Source organism: Streptomyces sp. NPDC059456, from assembly GCF_042750055.1.
GTDB lineage: Bacteria > Actinomycetota > Actinomycetes > Streptomycetales > Streptomycetaceae > Streptomyces.
On sequence record NZ_JBHYVA010000113.1, the window covers coordinates 1 to 16,747 of the forward strand.

Annotated in this window: 13 protein-coding genes and 1 pseudogene; 6 read left to right on the plus strand and 8 right to left on the minus strand. The window is 74.6% G+C overall.

The genetic code is table 11. From position 1 onward, the window contains the following. The 4 genes from ACFXA3_RS13110 to ACFXA3_RS13125 all read right to left on the minus strand — a co-directional run. Nucleotides 1-1,772: polysaccharide lyase 8 family protein (locus ACFXA3_RS13110; protein WP_385186014.1), on the minus strand; the 1,772-nt coding region annotated here is incomplete at its 3' end. 80 nt (nucleotides 1,773-1,852) lie between these two features. Next, on the minus strand, nucleotides 1,853-2,692 hold the full coding sequence (locus ACFXA3_RS13115) for a sugar phosphate isomerase/epimerase family protein (RefSeq protein WP_385186016.1): 840 nt from the start codon (nucleotides 2,690-2,692) through the stop codon (nucleotides 1,853-1,855). Continuing rightward, the gene (locus tag ACFXA3_RS13120) at nucleotides 2,689-3,852 is read right to left on the minus strand and encodes a dihydrodipicolinate synthase family protein (RefSeq protein WP_385186019.1); all 1,164 of its coding nucleotides are present in this window, start codon (nucleotides 3,850-3,852) and stop codon (nucleotides 2,689-2,691) included. The genes ACFXA3_RS13115 and ACFXA3_RS13120 overlap by 4 nt, the downstream gene beginning before the upstream one ends. After that, nucleotides 3,849-4,973: a Gfo/Idh/MocA family protein gene (locus tag ACFXA3_RS13125; RefSeq protein WP_385186044.1), complete on the minus strand. Its 1,125-nt coding sequence runs from the start codon at nucleotides 4,971-4,973 to the stop codon at nucleotides 3,849-3,851. The genes ACFXA3_RS13120 and ACFXA3_RS13125 overlap by 4 nt, the downstream gene beginning before the upstream one ends. A gap of 239 nt (nucleotides 4,974-5,212) precedes the next feature. On the opposite strand from ACFXA3_RS13125, the gene ACFXA3_RS13130 reads away from it, so the two are divergent. Continuing rightward, on the plus strand, nucleotides 5,213-6,289 hold the full coding sequence (locus ACFXA3_RS13130; RefSeq protein WP_385186022.1) for a LacI family DNA-binding transcriptional regulator: 1,077 nt from the start codon (nucleotides 5,213-5,215) through the stop codon (nucleotides 6,287-6,289). Next, complete coding sequence (locus tag ACFXA3_RS13135) at nucleotides 6,286-7,104, plus strand: sugar phosphate isomerase/epimerase family protein (RefSeq protein WP_385186024.1); 819 nt, start codon at nucleotides 6,286-6,288, stop codon at nucleotides 7,102-7,104. The genes ACFXA3_RS13130 and ACFXA3_RS13135 overlap by 4 nt, the downstream gene beginning before the upstream one ends. Here the strand turns inward: ACFXA3_RS13135 and ACFXA3_RS13140 are convergent. From ACFXA3_RS13140 to ACFXA3_RS13150, 3 genes and pseudogenes are all read right to left on the minus strand, one after another. Then, entirely contained in the window at nucleotides 7,092-8,087 is a 996-nt protein-coding gene (locus ACFXA3_RS13140; protein ID WP_385186047.1) for a hydroxyacid dehydrogenase, read from the minus strand. The genes ACFXA3_RS13135 and ACFXA3_RS13140 overlap by 13 nt on opposite strands. Before the next feature lie 47 nt (nucleotides 8,088-8,134). Next, nucleotides 8,135-8,653: pseudogene (locus ACFXA3_RS13145) on the minus strand (carbohydrate ABC transporter permease); the annotation flags it as partial. Nucleotides 8,654-9,182: 529 nt separating this feature from the next. After that, nucleotides 9,183-10,352, minus strand: coding sequence for a substrate-binding domain-containing protein (locus tag ACFXA3_RS13150; RefSeq protein WP_385186027.1), 1,170 nt, complete (start codon nucleotides 10,350-10,352; stop codon nucleotides 9,183-9,185). Between the two features lie 197 nt (nucleotides 10,353-10,549). On the opposite strand from ACFXA3_RS13150, the gene ACFXA3_RS13155 reads away from it, so the two are divergent. The 4 genes from ACFXA3_RS13155 to ACFXA3_RS13170 are packed head-to-tail and all read left to right on the plus strand — an operon-like array spanning nucleotide 10,550 to nucleotide 15,774. Next, on the plus strand, nucleotides 10,550-12,451 hold the full coding sequence (locus tag ACFXA3_RS13155) for a beta-galactosidase family protein (RefSeq protein ID WP_385186030.1): 1,902 nt from the start codon (nucleotides 10,550-10,552) through the stop codon (nucleotides 12,449-12,451). 46 nt (nucleotides 12,452-12,497) lie between these two features. Then, complete coding sequence (gene galT, locus ACFXA3_RS13160) at nucleotides 12,498-13,538, plus strand: galactose-1-phosphate uridylyltransferase (RefSeq protein ID WP_385186033.1); 1,041 nt, start codon at nucleotides 12,498-12,500, stop codon at nucleotides 13,536-13,538. Next, nucleotides 13,535-14,746 (plus strand): galactokinase, encoded by a 1,212-nt coding sequence (galK, locus tag ACFXA3_RS13165; protein WP_385186036.1) that lies wholly within the window; start codon nucleotides 13,535-13,537, stop codon nucleotides 14,744-14,746. The genes galT and galK overlap by 4 nt, the downstream gene beginning before the upstream one ends. Before the next feature lie 44 nt (nucleotides 14,747-14,790). Continuing rightward, a complete protein-coding gene (locus tag ACFXA3_RS13170; RefSeq protein WP_385186039.1) occupies nucleotides 14,791-15,774 on the plus strand; it encodes an aldo/keto reductase in 984 nt (327 codons plus the stop codon). 7 nt (nucleotides 15,775-15,781) lie between these two features. Here the strand turns inward: ACFXA3_RS13170 and ACFXA3_RS13175 are convergent, their stop codons facing one another. After that, on the minus strand, nucleotides 15,782-16,513 hold the full coding sequence (locus ACFXA3_RS13175; protein ID WP_385186041.1) for a carbonic anhydrase: 732 nt from the start codon (nucleotides 16,511-16,513) through the stop codon (nucleotides 15,782-15,784). Nucleotides 16,514-16,747: the final 234 nt, after the last annotated feature.

Consider the following 16,747-nt stretch of genomic DNA (forward strand, 5'->3'; position numbering starts at 1 on the left):
CCCCCAGTCACCGCCCGCCCCGTCGGCGAGGACCTTCCGCGACACGGTGGTCCCCGGCAGCCGGTACGGGTCCACCGTCGGCCAGAAGGCGTCCGGGTCCCGTCCGAGCAGCGGATCCCCGCTCCCAGGCAGACGACGGTGTCGGCGAGGAAGAACCACGACCTGCGCGCCGTGAGCGTGCTGCCCAGGCCCCGCAGGTGCTGGCCCAGCGAGGCGAACTCCCCGTCGGTGCTGCCGCCCACCCAGGCCGCGTCGGGCCGGGACGCCCCCCAGTCACCGCCCGCCCCGTCGGCGAGGACCTTCCGCGACACGGTGGTCCCCGGCAGCCGGTACGGGTCCACCGTCGGCCAGAAGGCGTCCGAGTACTGGCCGTTGCCGTAGCCGGCCCCCCACCAGCAGAGCATCCCGCTCCCGGTGTGCCAGCCCCGCAGGTTCTCCCCGTTGCCGGTCTCGTAGTGCGCGATGCGTTTCGACGCCATGGACAGCGACGCCGCCCAGCCGGGCCGCCGGTGCGTGGCCCGGTCCATGGAGGCGAACAGCCGGTGCCCGACCGGTTCGGGCAGTGCCGTCACCGACGCGTCGGACTCCACCTCCGCCAGCCGTGCGAGCGAGGACAGCGGGAGCGTCGTGTCCGCGAGGGGGCGGCTGTAGCGGTCCCGGGCCGCCCAGCCCTTCACCAGCCCCCGCCAGCGAGCCCGTTCGGTGCTGCTGGCACCCTCCGCGAGCAGCAGCACCGAGGCGAGCACCGCGTGTCCCCGTGCATGGTCGTCCTGCTGGACCTGGTGCGGGTCGGCGAGCATCAGACCCCGGCTGACCGCCCGCCCCGACACGCAGTCCATGATCAGCCCGTTGAACAGGAAAGGAGCCCACGCCCGTTCCACCGCATCGAACGCGATCTGCGTCCCCGGATCCGTGACCTGCCAGGGAGTGCCCTTCAGCAGGGCGAACAGCATGCCCAGCCCGCCGAGCAGCACCGCCCCGTACGTCCCGGTGTACGGCACCCGGGTGTGCTGGACGAACGACCCGTCCCGGTAGAGCCCGTCGCCCGCGGTGACGTACGGGAACACCGGCGCGAGCGCATCCCGGGCCAGGGCGAGCCTGGCCGGGTCCGCGCCCACCACCCCGCGCAGCGCCAGCACCCGGCACAGGTCCACCCGGTTCGCCCCCGTGCTGGTCCCGGTGTACGAGCCGACCGCCGAGTCCGGCACGAAGTGGTCGACGGCCGCGCAGAAACCGGCGAGCCCGGCGGCCGGCAGCTCCTCGTACAGCAGCACGCACAGGTCCAGCAGGGCCTGCGGGGCACCGATCTGCCAGCAGTACCAGTTGCCGTACCGCTCCCGCCCGGCGTGGTAGACGTCCGCGTGCAGATGGTCCAGCCCGGTCAGCAGCGCCGAACGCAGCGCGCCGTCCCCGGTGAGCCCCGTCCCGGGCCGGACGTAGGCCTCGGCCATCGTCCGCAGCCGGTAGTAGCTCTGCATCATCATCTCGGGGTCGCTGTCGTACCCGAGGTCGGGCCACAGCGCACCGGGCGCCGGGGCCATGGCGGAGCGCCATCCTCCGGCCAGGGCGCCGAGATCGGCCAGTCTGGACCGGAACGGCTCCTGCTCGGCAGGGATCTCACCGCCCAGCAGGAGAGCGCGCCACACCGCCCTCATCGCGTCGTGGACCTCCCCGGCCGGTGCGGCCACCGCCGTCGGGGCGGTTCCTCCCGGCAGGAACGCACCCCCGCCCGCGGCGGAGAGGAAGGCGCGCCGACTCCACACGTCCGTCATCGCATGCTCCTTGTCCGATTCCGTGCCGGCCCCCGCCGGCCCGTCCCGTGCCCCACGCGGATCGCCCCGCCCGGACCGCCTCACGCCACGTGTGCGCGGTAGCGGTCGATTACCTCCCGCAGCACCTCGGCGCCGTCCCGTGCCCACAGGCCCGGATGGAAGATCTCCACTTCCACCGGGCCCCGGTAGCCCGCCGCGTCGGCCAGCTCCCGGAACGCCCGCAGGTCGATGCAGCCGTCGCCCAACTGGCCCCGGCCCGTCAGCGCGCCCGCGGGCAGCGGGGTCACCCAGTCGGCCACCTGCACCGACACGATCCGCCCGTCGGCCCCCGCGCGGTGCAGATCGGCCGGCAGCCGCTCGTCCCACCACAGGTGGTAGGCGTCGGCCACCACCCCCACCTGCTGCGCCGGGAACCGCTCGGCGATGTCCAGGGCCTGGCCGAGGGTGGAGACCACGCAGCGGTCCGAGGCGAACATCGGATGGAGCGGCTCGATCCCCAGCCGTACCCCGTGCGCGGCCGCCCACGGGGCGAGACCGTCCAGGACGTCGACGATCCGCCGGCGTGCCCCCACCAGGTCCCGGTCCCCGTCGGGCAGGCCCCCCGAGACCAGGACCAGCGTGTCGGCGCCCAGCTCGGCAGCCTCCTCCACGGCCCTGCGGTTGTCCTCGAGAGCCCCCGCACGCCCCACCGGATCGGCTGCGGTGAAGAACCCGCCACGGCACAGCGAGCTGACCCGCAGCCCCGCCCCGGCAACCAGCTTCGCCGTCTCGCGCAGCCCGAACTCCCGCACCGGATCCCGCCACAGCCCGACCGCGGCCACCCCGGCCGCCACACACCCGGCGACCAGCTCGGGCATCGACCACTGCCGGAGCGTCTCCTGGTTGAGGCTGAACCGGGCCGGAGCCGGCCCCCCGCTCACGACGCCACCCCGTACACCGCCAGCAACTGCCGCATCCGCGCCTCGGCCAGCTCCGGATCGGGGAACAGCCCCAGCCGGTCGGCCTGTTCGTACGCAGTGGCCAGATGGGGCAGTGGCCGGGCCGACTGGAACCCGCCCAGCATCGTGAAATGGTCCTGGTACCCCGCCAGCCAGGCCAGCAGCACCACCCCCGTCTTGTAGAAGGGCGTCGGCGGGGCGAACAGGTGCCGGGACAGCGCCACCGTCGGATCCAGCAGCGCACGGAACCCGGCCGGGTCGTCCCGGTCGAGGGCGAGCGCCGCCCGAGCGGCCAGCGGGGCGATCGGGTCGAAGATCCCCAGCAGCGCGTCGCTCGCCGGGCCGCCGGTCCCGTCCCCGGCGATCAGCTCCGGATAGTGGTGGTCATCCCCCGTGTAACAGCGCACCCCCGGCGGGAGCCTGCGCCGGATGTCCCGCTCCCGCACCGCGTCCAGCAGCGAGAGCTTGATCCCGTCCACCTTCTCGGGGCGGTCCGCGATGATCTTCAGGAACGCCTCGGTCGCCGCGTCGAGGTCGCGGTGGCCCCAGTAGCCGGCCAGCTCCGGGTCGAACTCCGGTCCCAGCCAGTGGAGCACGACGGGTCGGGAGCTCTGCCCCAGCAGCCTTCCGTACACCTCCCGGTAGTCGTCCGGCCCGCGTGCCGCGGCCGTCAGGGCGCGCGAAGCCATGAGCACGGCTCCCGCCCCGCACGCCTCGACGTGCGCGAGCTGTTCCTCGTACGCCGCGGTGATCGCGGCCGCCGAGTGCACCACGCCCGGGGCCAGCTGGTCGGTGCCCGCGCCGCACAGGATCCGGCCGCCCACCGCCCGGGCCTCCGCGGCCGACCGGCGGATCAGCTCCGCCGCGGCCGGCCAGTCCAGACCCATCCCGCGCTGCGCCGTGTCCATGGCCTCCGCGACTCCGAGGCCCTGCGCCCACAGCCGGTGCCGGAACGCCAGCGTCGTCTCCCAGTCCACCGCAGGACCGGCCTGCGCCGCGGCGGCGAGCGGATCGGCGACCACATGCGCCGCGGCGAAGAGCCTGCGGCTGCGCGCCGGAGCCCGGACCAGCGGTGCGAGCGGATCGGTACAGGGGAGGTGCAGGCGGAATCCGCCGTCCGCCGCGGGGAGCCGGATGCTCACAGGACCACCTCCGGCACCGGCAGACGCCTGCCTTCCGCGGAGGACCGCAGCCCCAGCTCGGCGAGCTGCACCCCGCGCGCCCCGGCCAGCAGGTCCCACGGCCAGGGCTCGTCGAGCACGACATGGCGCAGGAAGAGCTCCCACTGGGCCTTGAACCCGTTGTCGAACGGACCGTTGTCCGGGACCTCCTGCCACTGGGCGCGGAAGGCCTCCGTCTGCGGCAGATCCGGATTCCACACCGGCATGGGCGTCGCCCCGCGGTGCTGGATCCGGCAGCCGCGCAGCCCGGCCACCGCCGACCCCTGCGTCCCGTCGACCTGGAACTCCACCAGCTCGTCGCGGTGGACCCGCACCGCCCAGGAGGAGTTGATCTGCGCGACGGCACCGCCCTCCAGCTCGAAGACCCCGTACGCGGAATCGTCCGCCGTCGCCTCGTACGGTTTGCCCTCCTCGTCCCAGCGGCGGCCGATGTGCGTACGGGCCAGGGCCTGCACCGTGCGCACCCGGCCGAAGAGCCCGTGCAGCAGGTACTCCCAGTGCGGGAACATGTCGGCGACGATGCCCCCGCCGTCCTGCACCCGGTAGTTCCAGGACGGCCGCTGGGCCGGCTGCCAGTCCCCCTCGAACACCCAGTACCCGAACTCTCCGCGCACGGAGAGGACCTCGCCGAAGAAGCCGCCGTCGATCAGTCGTTTCAGCTTCAGCAGGCCCGGCAGGAACAGTTTGTCCTGGACCACGCCGTGCTTGACCCCGGCCTCCGCGGCCAGGCGGGCCAGCTCCAGCGAGGATGCGAAGGTCAGGGCCGTCGGCTTCTCGCAGTACACGTGTTTGCCCGCCGTCACCGCCTGCCGGACCGCCGCCTCGCGGGCGCCGGTGACCTGGGCGTCGAAGTAGATCTCCACCTCGGGGTCGGCCAGCACGGCCGACAGGTCCGTGCCGACGTGCTCCAGGCCGTGCTGTTCTGCAATGGCCCGCAGGGCCGGCTCCCGCCGTCCGACCAGCACCGGTTCGGGCCACAGCACCCTGCCGTCGCCCAGGTCCAGCCCGCCCTGCTCGCGCAGGGCGAGCAGTGAGCGGACCAGGTGCTGGCGGTATCCCATCCGCCCGGTCACGCCGTTCATTGCGATCTTGATCGTCCTGCGCTCCACGGTGTCCCCTCCTTCGTGCTCGTGCGTGCAAGCCTTCGGTGGAAAGCGCGAGGGAGATCCGTAGAAAGCGCTTTCACTCTCATCAGGCTAGGGTCGTGAAGCTCACCAGCGCAACACTCGTTCGAGTGATGGAAAGCGCTTTCTAAATCGGTGAGTATGAGAGGGACACACCGGATGAGACGATGAGCCGGGACGAGCAGGAGGGGTGCAACATGGCGGTGACTCTCGCCGAGGTCGCGGCGCACGCGGGCGTATCGCCCGCCACGGTCTCGCGCGTACTGAACGGCGGATATCCGGTGGCCGGCGGCACCCGGACCCGCGTGGAACAGGCCGTCGAAGAGCTCGGGTACGTGGCCAACGGCCCCGCCCGCGCCCTCGCGGCCGCCACCTCCGACCTGGTCGGCGTCCTCGTCCACGACGTCGCGGACAGCTTCTTCGGTATCCTCGCCGGATCCCTGCAGAGCGCCCTCGCGCCGACCGGCCAGGGCGAACCCCGGCGCCTCGCCGTCGTCTGCAACACCGAAGGCGCACCCGCCGCCGAACTCGCCTACCTCACCCTGCTGGAGGGCCAGCGCGCCGGCGGGGTGGTCCTGACCGGCGGCGCCGTCGAGGAGCCCGGGCACACGGCCGCGCTCACCGCCCGCATCACCCGCATGGCGGGCGCCGGGGCTCCCGTCGTCCTGTGCGGACGGCCACCACTGCCCGTACCCGCCGCACTGCCCGTGGCCACCGTCACCTTCGACGACCGCGGCGGTGCGTTCCGCCTCGCCGAGCACCTGCTGTCACTCGGCCACCGGCGCATCGCCTACGTCGCAGGCCCGCCGGGGCTCAGCACCACCCGGGAGCGGCTCGCCGGACACCGCGAGGCCCTGCACCGGCACGACCCCGCCCTCCCCGGAGCCTGCGAGCCGCTCACCGTCCACGCCGGGTTCGAGCGCTCCGCCGGCTATGACGCCACCCGCGAACTGCTGCGCCGCGGGGCACCCTTCACCGCCGTTGCCGCCGCCAACGACACCGTCGCCACCGGAGTCGCCGCCGCCCTGCGCGAGGCCGGCCTGCGCATCCCCGGGGACGTGTCCGTCGCGGGCTTCGACGACCTCCCGTTCTGCGTGGACACCGCTCCCGCGCTCACCACCGTGCGCATACCGCTGCGCGAGGCCGGCATACTCGCGGCCCAGCTGGTCACCGGCCGCAAGTCGCTGCCCCCGGGCGGGATCACCACCCTGCCCACCGAACTCATGGTGCGCGGCTCCACCGCGCCCCCTCCGCCCGGGGGGAGCCCTCCGTGAGATACGCCTTCTCCACACTCGGTCTGCCCGGCGCGCCGATGCACCGGAGTGCCGCCCTCGCCGCTGCCCACGGCTACGACGGCCTCGAACTGCGAGCCCACCCCGAAGAGCCGCTCCACCCCGGCAGTTCTGCGGCGGACCGCACGGCCGGCCTGCGCACACTCACCGCCGCCGGGCTGGCCGTCCTCGGGGTCGCGGGCTATGCCCGGGTGGCGGCGCCCGGCGCGGACGAGCCCGTCCTCGCCGAACTGCACGCCCTGGTCCGGCTCGCCGCCGACCTCGAAGCCCCGTACGTCCGGGTGTTCCCCGGCGGAGCCGGTCAGCCGCCGGCGGTCGCCGACACCCACGCCGTACGCAGGCTGGCCGCCGCGGCACCCTTCGCCGAACGGCACGGCGTGCGGATCCTGCTGGAGACGCACGACTCGCACCGGACCGCAGCCGCCGCCGCGCGGGTGCTGGACCGCGTCGCGCAGCGCGGCGCGGGCGCCCTCTGGGACGTACTGCACACCTGGCTCGGCGGCGAGGACCCGGCCGCATCGTGGCAGGCGCTGCACCGCCATCTGGGGTACGTACAGGTGAAGGACGTAGCCTCGGCGCAGGACCTGACGCCGCTCGGGCTGGGCGCCGGCGTGCTGCCGCTCGCCGAGGCCGTGGCCGCCGTACCGCACGACGGCTGGCTGTGCTGGGAGTACGAGAAGCGCTGGTATCCCGGCGCCGCCGAACTGTCCGGGCAGCTCGCGCGGGGCCGGGAGCACCTGGCACACCTGGCGGCCGGGGCGGCGGCGGTCGCGGCCCCGGCGGCTCAGGCCGAGTAGGAGAGCCGGCCGCGGTCGACGGCGTGGCGGAAGCCCAGCCCCAGGGCGTACCGCTCCAGCTCCTCGACCGCCGTCGCCGCCAGCCGGTCCAGCTCCCCGCCCAGCGAACCGGCCACATGCGGGGTGAGCAGCACGTTCGGAAGGACGTACAGCGGCGAACCGGCGGGCAGCACCTCGGGCTCGGTGTGGTCGAGCACGGCGTGCAGCCGCCCCGCCACCAGCTCCTCGGTCAGCGCCACGGTGTCCACGAGCGAGCCCCGGGCGGTGTTGACCAGAGTGGCACCGTCCGGCATCAGCGCCAGCCGGGCCGCGTCCAGCAGATGGCGGGTCCCCGGGAGCGCGGGGGCGTGCAGGCTCACCACGTCGCTGCGGCGCAGCAGTTCGTCGAGCGCGCAGGCCTCGGCGCCCAGTGCGGCGAGCTCGCCCGGGTCGGCGTACGGATCGTGCACCAGTACCCGCAGGTCGAAGGGGCGCAGCAGCTCCAGGACGCGCCGGCCGACCAGCGAGGCGCCGACGATGCCGACGGTGCGGTGGTAGTTGCCGACGGCCGGGTAGCGGCGCAGCAGGTCGATCGGGGCGCGCGCCGCCCGGTAGGCGTGGGCGGATTCCAGGACGCGCTTGTTCGCGAACAGGATCGCGGCGAGCGTGTACTCGGCGACCGGCACCGCATTGGCGGCCGCGGCGCTGGAGACCAGCAGCCCGCGCTCCCAGCAGGCCTCCGTGACATGGTGTTTGACGCTTCCGGCGGCATGCACCACGGCACGCAGCCGCGGCATCCGGTCCAGCGCCTCGGCATCCAGCGGCGGGCAGCCCCAGCCGGTGAACAGCACCTCCGCCTGCGCGAGACGGCGGCCGAGCTCGGGCACCTCGGGCTCGTCAGGCCCGAAGCCGGTCAGCAGCAGGTCGGGGTCCACATCGGCGACCCGGACGAGCTCGGGCAGCATCCGGCCGCCGAGGACGGCGGCCCGCGTGCCGGGGCTCATGGCGAGCACGGTGGCGGGGCGGCGCCGGGGGAGGAGACGGTGGGGGGTCACTTGACGGCTCCTGCGGTGAGACCCGAACGCCAGAACCGCTGGAGGCCGAGGAAGGCCGGCACGAGCGGGACGACGGCGACGAGTGAACCGGTGATCACCAGGGGATGGGACTCGGGCTGCTGGCAGAGGCTGCGGCTCCACATGGACAGGCCCAGACTGGCGGGGTAGGGCCGCTCGTCGTTCAGCATGGTCAGGGCGCCGTGGAAGTCGTTCCAGACGGCCGTGAAGGTGAACAGGAAGATGGTCACAAACCCAGGCGACAGCATCGGGAACGACACGTGCGCGAACAGCGGCAGTTCACCCGCGCCGTCTATGCGGGCCGCAGCCGGCGCCTCGTCCGGGACGTACCCCTCCGCGAAGACCCTGGCCAGGTGGACGCCGAACGGGTTGACCAGGGCGGGCACCAGGTAACCCCCGTAGGTGTTGACGCCGCCGGCCGCCGAGGCCATCAGGTACTGCGGCAGCTGGAGCACGGCGGCCGGGACGAGGATCCCGGCGAGGACGACGCCGATGACGACGTACGAGGTGACCCCGGCGACGAGGGCGAGCAGCAGCGTGCTCGCCGCCGCCGGTCCGTGGTCGTGGCCTTTGAACGCGGCGCTGAAGACGTACATGGTCTTGGAGCAACTGCGGTGCGCCGAAGAGCTGGACGGCGCCGACGCAGGTGAAGAGGACGTCCAGGACCGGGCTGGGGCCGGGCGTGTGGTCGAAGGCGTCCGCCGTCTGCTGCACGCCCGCGGACGAGGACCGGTACGTGAGCGTGCTCGGCTGCTGCGGCGAGCCGCCGGCCGCCCCGGCTCCGCCCGGCTCCGCCTCCCCACCGCCCGCGGGGCGAACAGGGCCGGGGAGGCCGCCGAGGCGGTCAGGGCGGGGCGGGGCATGCGGGAGGAAGCGAAGCTGCGCGACATGGAGTGCTCCTGTGAACGGCCGCGAACGGCGGCGGACGGGAGAGCGCGGCCCATCTTTTGCACGAACGCGCACACCGTCAAGAGCGAATGCGCAACTCGATCGAAACAATCAGTTCGGAGGGGGTGGAAGTGCTCGTCACGAACGGATCGTCAGGCGGGGCAGCAGTTCCAGATGCCAGCGCGCCCCCTCGTCCCGGCCCTCGCCCGCCGCCGTCAGCCGGTCGAGCAGCAGCCCCGCCGCCCGCGCCCCCACCTCGTGCTTGGCGGGCGCCACCGCCGACAGCGGTACATCGGCCAGGCCCGCCACCTCGTCGTCGTACGTGATCACGGCGAGGTCCTCCGGCACCCGTACCCCGCGCGCCTGGAGCCGGGGGATCAGCATGATCGCGTCGGTGTCGCTGTGGATCAGGGCGGCGGTCACCCCGCCCGCCGTCACCGCCTCGCACAGGTAGTCCAGCGCCCGCGCGAACAGGTCCGCGTCGGAGAGCGGAACCGGTCCGGCCGGCGGCCACGGCGGCGCCGGCTCCAGGCCGAGCGCGGACACCGCGGCCTCGTACCCGGCCCGCAGCCGCGCCGTCGTCGGCGTCGCGCGGCTGGCCAGCGCGATCCGCCGGTGGCCCCGCTCCACCAGGTGCTGCACCGCCGCCGCCGCGCCGTGCGCATGGTCGGAAGCCACCCGGTCCAGTGCCGCCGCCGGATGCCCGGGCGGCGCCCACCGCTCCACCAGCACCGTCGCAACCGGCAGCTCCGCGGTCCACGCGCCCTCGCCCGCGCCGGGGGAGCCGGTGTCCCAGTTCGGGGTGAGCAGCAGCCCGTCCGCCCCCGTGGACAGCAGCCGGTCCGCCTGCGTCCGGTCCTCGCCCGGCAGGTAGCGGGTCAGGCCCACGGTCAGTCGCGCACCCCGCGCCTCGACCGCCTCGCGGGCCCCGCGCACGACGTCGGCGTAGTAGTACTCCGTGGTCGGCACCACCATCCCGATCACCAGCCCCCGGGCATCCGCGACGGTCGCGGCCCGGCCCCCCGTCCCCGAGGGCGCCGGCGCCGTCTCGGTCGCCGAAGACGCCGCGCCGCCCGCGGCGCCGCCGACCGGACCGCCCGCCGAGGCCCCCGGCCGACCGGTCTCCACGCGGCTGATCGCCCCGTGCATCCGGTGGATCTCGCCGCGGGCCGCCATCGCCTCGATGTCACGCCGCAGGGTGACCGGTGAAACACCCAGCTCCTGCGCCAGGTCCGCCACGCGCACACTGCCCCGCGCCCGCACGAGCGCGAGCACCTGCGCCTGACGCCGGTCCACATGTGGTCTCAAGATCTCCCCCGACGGGATCCGTGGTCATCCGTGATCGCGCTCCGGTCCGTTCCGGGGCGCCCCGCCATCATAGAGAACCGAACCGATCGATTCGATCGTTTCCGATCAACCGGTCATTGACGGCGTGGACGGAGCGTTCCTATATTCGGCGGCGTCCGGCACCTCACGGCAGCACGACCTCTCCGGGGAGTCAGCGCATGCTCACGTACGACCAGGACGGATTCCGGCGCGCGGGGCGCCCCCACCGCATCGTCTCGGGGGCGCTGCACTACTTCCGGGTCCATCCGGACCTGTGGGAGGACCGGCTGCGGAGGCTGCGCGCCCTCGGTGCCAACACGGTCGACACGTACGTCCCCTGGAACTTCCACGAGAGCGCCCCGGGGAAGGGCGACTTCACCGGCTGGCGCGACCTCGGCCGCTTCCTGCGCACCGCGCAGGACCTCGGCCTCGACGCCGTCGTCCGCCCCGGCCCGTACATCTGCGCCGAATGGGACTTCGGCGGCCTGCCCGCCCGGCTCCTCGCCGTCGACGGCCTCCGCCTGCGCTGCTCCGACCCCCGCTTCGAGGCCGAGGTGGACGGCTGGTTCGACCTCGTCGTCCCCGAACTGCTGCCGCTGCTCGCGAGCCGTGGCGGTCCGGTCGTCGCCGTCCAGATCGAGAACGAGTACGGCTCGTACGGCAATGACACCCGCTACCGCACCCACGTGGAACGGGCCCTGGTCGAACGCGGGGTGGACTGCCTGCTGTTCACCGCCGACGGGCCCGAGGACGCCATGCTCCAGGGCGGCACGCTCCCCGGCCGCCTCGCCACCGCCACCTTCGGCGCCCGCCCCGCCGAACGCCTCGCCCACCTGCGCCGCCACCAGCGGACCGGACCGCTCGCCGCCATGGAGTTCTGGATCGGCTGGTTCGACCACTGGGGCGAGGACCATCACGTCCGCGCCGTCGAGGACGCGGCCGCCTCCCTCGACGAACTCCTCGCCACCGGTGCCTCCGTCAACCTCTACATGGCCCACGGCGGCACCAGCTTCGGCTTCTGGGCCGGCGCCAACCACACCGGGTCCCGTCCCGGCGACCCCGGCTACCAGCCCACCGTCACCAGTTACGACTACGACGCCCCCATCGGCGAGGCCGGCGAACTCACCCCGAAGTTCCACGCGTTCCGCGAGGTCATCGGCAGGTACGTGCAGCTGCCCGACGGCCCGCTGCCGCAGCCGCCGCCCCGCATCACCCCGGCCCTCGCCGTGCCGGCCGGCACCGCCCCGCTCCTGGACCACCTCGGCCCGCTCGGCGGCGAGCCCGTGGCGCGTCCCGCGCCCGAGTCCATGGAGAAGCTCGGCCAGGCCCACGGCATGATCCACTACCGCACCGCCGTCACCGGGCCCCGCCCCGCCATGCCCGTCCGGATCGACGGCCTCGGCGACCGCGCGTACCTCTTCGCCGACGGCGAGCCCCTCGGCGTCATCGACCGCAACCGGCCCGACGAGGGGCCGGACCTGGCCGTCGGCGAGGCCGGTGCCGTCCTCGACGTCCTCGTCCGGGCCCAGGGACGGGTCAACTACGGCCCGCTCCTCGACGACCGCAAGGGCATCTGGCGCGGCGTCCGGCACGGTCACCAGCACCTGTTCGAGTGGGAGATCCGGCTGCTCCCGCTCACCGACCTGACCGCCCTCGCCTGGACCTGCGACGCCCCGGCCACGTCGGCCGCCCCGCCCACCGGGGACGCCCCGCCCGCCCCGGCCACCCGGGACGCCCCGCCCACCGGCGACACCCCGCCCGCCCCGGCCCACGACGCCCCGCCCGCCCCCTGCGCCGCCCGCCCGGTCTTCCACCGCTTCACCCACGCCCTCCCGGACGCCCCCGCCGACGGGTTCGTCGACGTCTCCGGCTGGGGCACCGGACTCTGCTGGCTGAACGGCTTCCTCCTCGGCCACTACGACACCCCGCGCGGCCCGCAGCGCACCCTCTACGCCCCGGCGCCCCTGTGGCGGACCGGCCGGAACGAGATCGTCCTGCTCGAACTGGAGCTCCCCGGCGCCGACCTGCCGCTGCGCGACCGCCCCGACCTCGGCCGCCCCACCGTCGTCACCCTCCAGTGAACCCCCGCGCTCCCCGGCGCCCCTCCGCGTGAGAGAAGCTCTTCCCGTGAAGCGAACGAGCACCCGGCTGGCCGACGGCCGCGAGATCCTGTACTACGACGCCGACGACGGCGCGGCCCGCGCCGTCCCCGACACCCGCCCCCTCGGCGCCTGCGCCACCTCCTCCGAGGTGCGCCGCGACCCCCTGCTCGGCGACGCCGTCGTCATCGCCTCCCACCGCCAGGGGCGCACCCACCACCCGCCCGCCGACGCCTGCCCGCTGTGCCCCTCCACCCCGGACCGGGCGAGCGAGGTCCCGGCCCCCGACTACGACGTGGTCGTCTTCGAGAACCGGTTCCCCTCCCTCGCCGGCGACACCGGCCGCTGCGAGGTCATCTGCTTCACCCCCGACCACCGGACCTCCTTCGCCGAACTCGACGAGGAACGCGCCGCGCTCGTCCTGGCCGCGTGGACGGACCGCACCGCCGAACTCTCCGCCCGGTCCGGCGTCCGGCAGGTCTACTGCTTCGAGAACCGGGGCGCCGAGATCGGCGTGACCCTCGCGCACCCGCACGGCCAGATCTACGCCTTCCCCTTCATCACCCCGCGCACCACCCGCATGCTCGCCACCGTCGCCGCCCACCGGGCCCGCACCGGCGGCAACCTCTTCGAGGAGGTGCTCGCCGCCGAGCGCGCCGAGGGCACCCGGGTCGTCCTCGAAGGCGAGCACTGGACCGCCTTCGTCCCCTACGCCGCGCGCTGGCCGTACGAGGTCCACCTCCACCCGCACCGCCGCACCGCCGACCTGACCACGCTGGACGACGCGGCCCGCGCCGAGTTCCCGCGCCTCTACCTGGAGCTGCTGCGGCGCTTCGACCGGCTGTTCGGGGTGCCCGGGCCCACCCCGTACATCTCCGCCTGGCACCAGGCGCCGGTCTCCGGGGACGGCCGCGACGACTTCGGGCTCCACCTGGAGCTCTTCACGGTCCGCCGCACCGCTGACAAGCTCAAGTACCTTGCGGGCACCGAATCCGGGATGGAGGCCTACATGAACGACGTCCGGCCCGAGGACGCGGCCGCGCGGCTGCGGGAGGTGGCGAGCCGATGACGGGCACCGAGCCGGTGGACGAAGCGGCGCGCACGGAGGGCGGCGGGCCGGCGCACCGGACCGCCGACGGGTTCCGAAGACTGTACGGGTCCCCGCCCGAAGGGGTCTGGGCGGCGCCGGGCCGGGTCAACCTGATCGGCGAACACACCGACTACAACGACGGCTTCGCCCTGCCCTTCGCGCTGCCGCAGCGCACGGAGGTGGCCGCCGCCCGGCGCGCCGACGGCACGGTCCGGCTGCACTCCGCCGACATCCCCTCCGGCGTGGTGACCGTCCACCCCGCCGAGCTGGATCCCGCGCGCCCGCCCGCGGGCGCCGCAGGCTGGGCGGCGTACCCGGCCGGAGTGCTGTGGGCCCTGCTGGAGGCGGGCCTTCCGGTCGGGGGCGCCGATCTGCACGTACGGTCCGACGTGCCCGCCGGCGCCGGACTGTCCTCCTCCGCCGCCCTGGAGGTGGCCACCGCCCTGGCGCTCACCGAGCTGTACGGGATCGCGCTCACCCGCCCCGAACTGGCCGCGCTCGCCCGGCGCGCCGAGAACGCGTACGTCGGCGTGCCGTGCGGGGTGATGGACCAGACGGCCTCGGCCTGCGCCACCGAGGGCCACGCCCTGCACCTCGACACCCGCACCCTCGAACAGCGGCACATCCCGTTCGACTGCGCGGCGGCGGGCCTGCGCCTCCTGGTCGTCGACACCCGCGTCAAGCACGACCTGGCCGACGGGGCCTACGCCGAGCGCCTCGCCTCCTGCCACGGCGCGGCCGCCGAGCTCGGGCTGACCGCCCTGCGCGACCTCCCGTACGCGGAGCTGGACGCGGCCCTGGCCCGCCTGGACGACCCGGTACGGGTCCGGCGGGTCCGGCACGTCGTCACCGAGAACGAACGGGTCGTACGGGTGGAGGAACTGCTGCGGGCCGGACGGCTGCGCGAGACGGGCCCCCTGCTGACGGAGGGCCACGCCTCGCTGCGCGACGACTACGAGGTGTCCTGCCCGGAGCTCGACCTGGCGGTCGCCACCGCCAACGCGGCCGGCGCCCACGGGGCCCGGATGACCGGGGGCGGCTTCGGCGGCTCGGCCCTGGCCCTGATCGACACGGACGCCGAGGAGGCCGTCACCGCGGCGATCGCCAAGGCCTTCGACGCGGCGGGGTTCACGGCGCCGCGCGTGACGGCCGCGGCTCCGGCCGCCGGAGCGCAACGCGTCCTGTGAGGAGCGGCGGGGCCCGGCCGGACCGGGCCTCCTACACTGATCACTTGGCCGATCACGTGCCGGACGAGTGCGGAGGAACGAAACGCATGCGCTACATCCCGCTGGGCAGTTCAGGGCTCCAGGTCTCCGCCGTCGGCCTCGGCTGCAACAACTTCGGCGGCCGCCTCGACGCCCACGGCACCCGTGCCGTCGTCGACGCCGCACTCGACGCGGGGATCACCCTCCTCGACACCGCCGACATCTACGGTGGCCGCGGCGGCTCCGAACGCCACCTCGGGCAGGCCCTCAAGGGCCGCCGCGACCAGGTCGTCCTCGCCACCAAGTTCGGCTACGCGGGCATGGACATGGAGTACGGTCCCGCGGCCGGATCCCGCGGCGGCCGCGCGTACGTCCGGCGGGCCGTCGAGGAGTCCCTGCGCCGCCTCGGCACCGACCACATCGACCTCTACCAGCTGCACAGCCCCGACCCGGCGACCCCGGTCGCCGAGACCCTCGCCGCGCTCACCGAGCTCGTCAACGAGGGCAAGATCCGCTACATCGGCCACTCCAACCTCAGCGGCTGGCAGCTGGCCGAAGCCGCGCACGTCGCCCGCGAGACCGGCGCGGTCCCGTTCGTGTCCGCGCAGAACGAGTGGTCGCTGCTCCGGCGGGACGCGGAGCGGGAACTGGTCCCGGCCGCCGTGCACTACGGCCTCGGCGTGCTCCCGTACTTCCCGCTCGCCAACGGCCTGCTGACCGGCAAGATCCGCCGGGGCGCCCCCGTCCCGGCCGGCTCCCGGCTGGAGAACCGCGCCGGCTACGTCACCGACGAGCGGCTCGACACCGTCGAGGCGCTCGCCGCCGTCGCCGACGAGTACGGCCGCAGCCTCCTCGAACTCGCCATCGGCTGGCTCTCCGCCCAGCCGGGCTGTTCCTCCGTGATCGCCGGCGCGACCTCCGCCGAGCAGGTACGGGCCAACGCGGCCGTCGCCGACCGCCCCCTGGAGCCCGAACTGCTGGCGGAGATCGGGGCGATCGCGGGGGAGTGAGCCCCGCTCAGGCGGGCGCGCCGGTCAGGACCTCCACCTTGCCGGTGTCCAGCGAGTAGTAGGCGCCGACGACGCCCAGGGCGCCCTTCTGCACGAGGGGCCCCAGGTCGCCGTTGGCCCGCAGGCCGTCCGCGGTCACCTTGATCTGGTGGTGGGTCATGGTGTCGACGGGGTCGGCGCCGGGGTTCTTCGCCGTCAGCTCGTACGCCGGCACCATGGCCGTCGCGAGCGCCTGCAGGTTGCCGGGCAGCGGCTTGCCGGCCTTCAGCGACTTGTACGCGGCCTCGACGGCGCCGCAGCGCTGGTGGCCCAGTACGACGATCAGCGGGGTGCCGCCCGTCATGGGCCCGTACTCGACGGAGCCGGTCACCACCGGGCCGACCGCCTGCCCGCCCGTGCGCAGGACGTAGAGGTCGCCGAGCCCGGTGTCGAAGATCAGCTCGGGCGCCACCCGGGAGTCGATGCACGACAGGACCACCCCGAACGGGTCCTGTGCCTCGGCGACCAGCTCGCGCCGTTCGGGATCCCGGTCGGGGTGGTCCAGGTTCCCGCTGACCCAGCGCTCGTTGCCCTCCATCAGGCGTGCGAACGCGGCCCGGGGCGTGGCCGGCCGGGGCGGCGGGGCCGCGGTCGTCGCCCTCGGGGTGCGCGCGGACGAGCATCCCGCGAGCGCGACGGCGGCCGCCGCGAGGCCGCCGGCCAGCACGGCTCGGCGCGCCGGAAGTCCTGCTGTGTGCATCGTGGGTACCCCTCGGTGCCGCGCGGATCGCCCGTACGTCGTGACGACGGGGATTGTCCGGCGCACCGGGGCGGGCGGACGGCAGGCGCACACGGACGCGGCCCCGGATTGCCACGGACGGCCCAGGCACGGCCGCAGGCGGCCCAGGCACCGCCGCGGGCGACCCACCCACCGTCCGCGGCCGGTCCGCACCCCGCCTCCGCACCCCGGTCCGGCGGCGCGGGCCCGCACCCC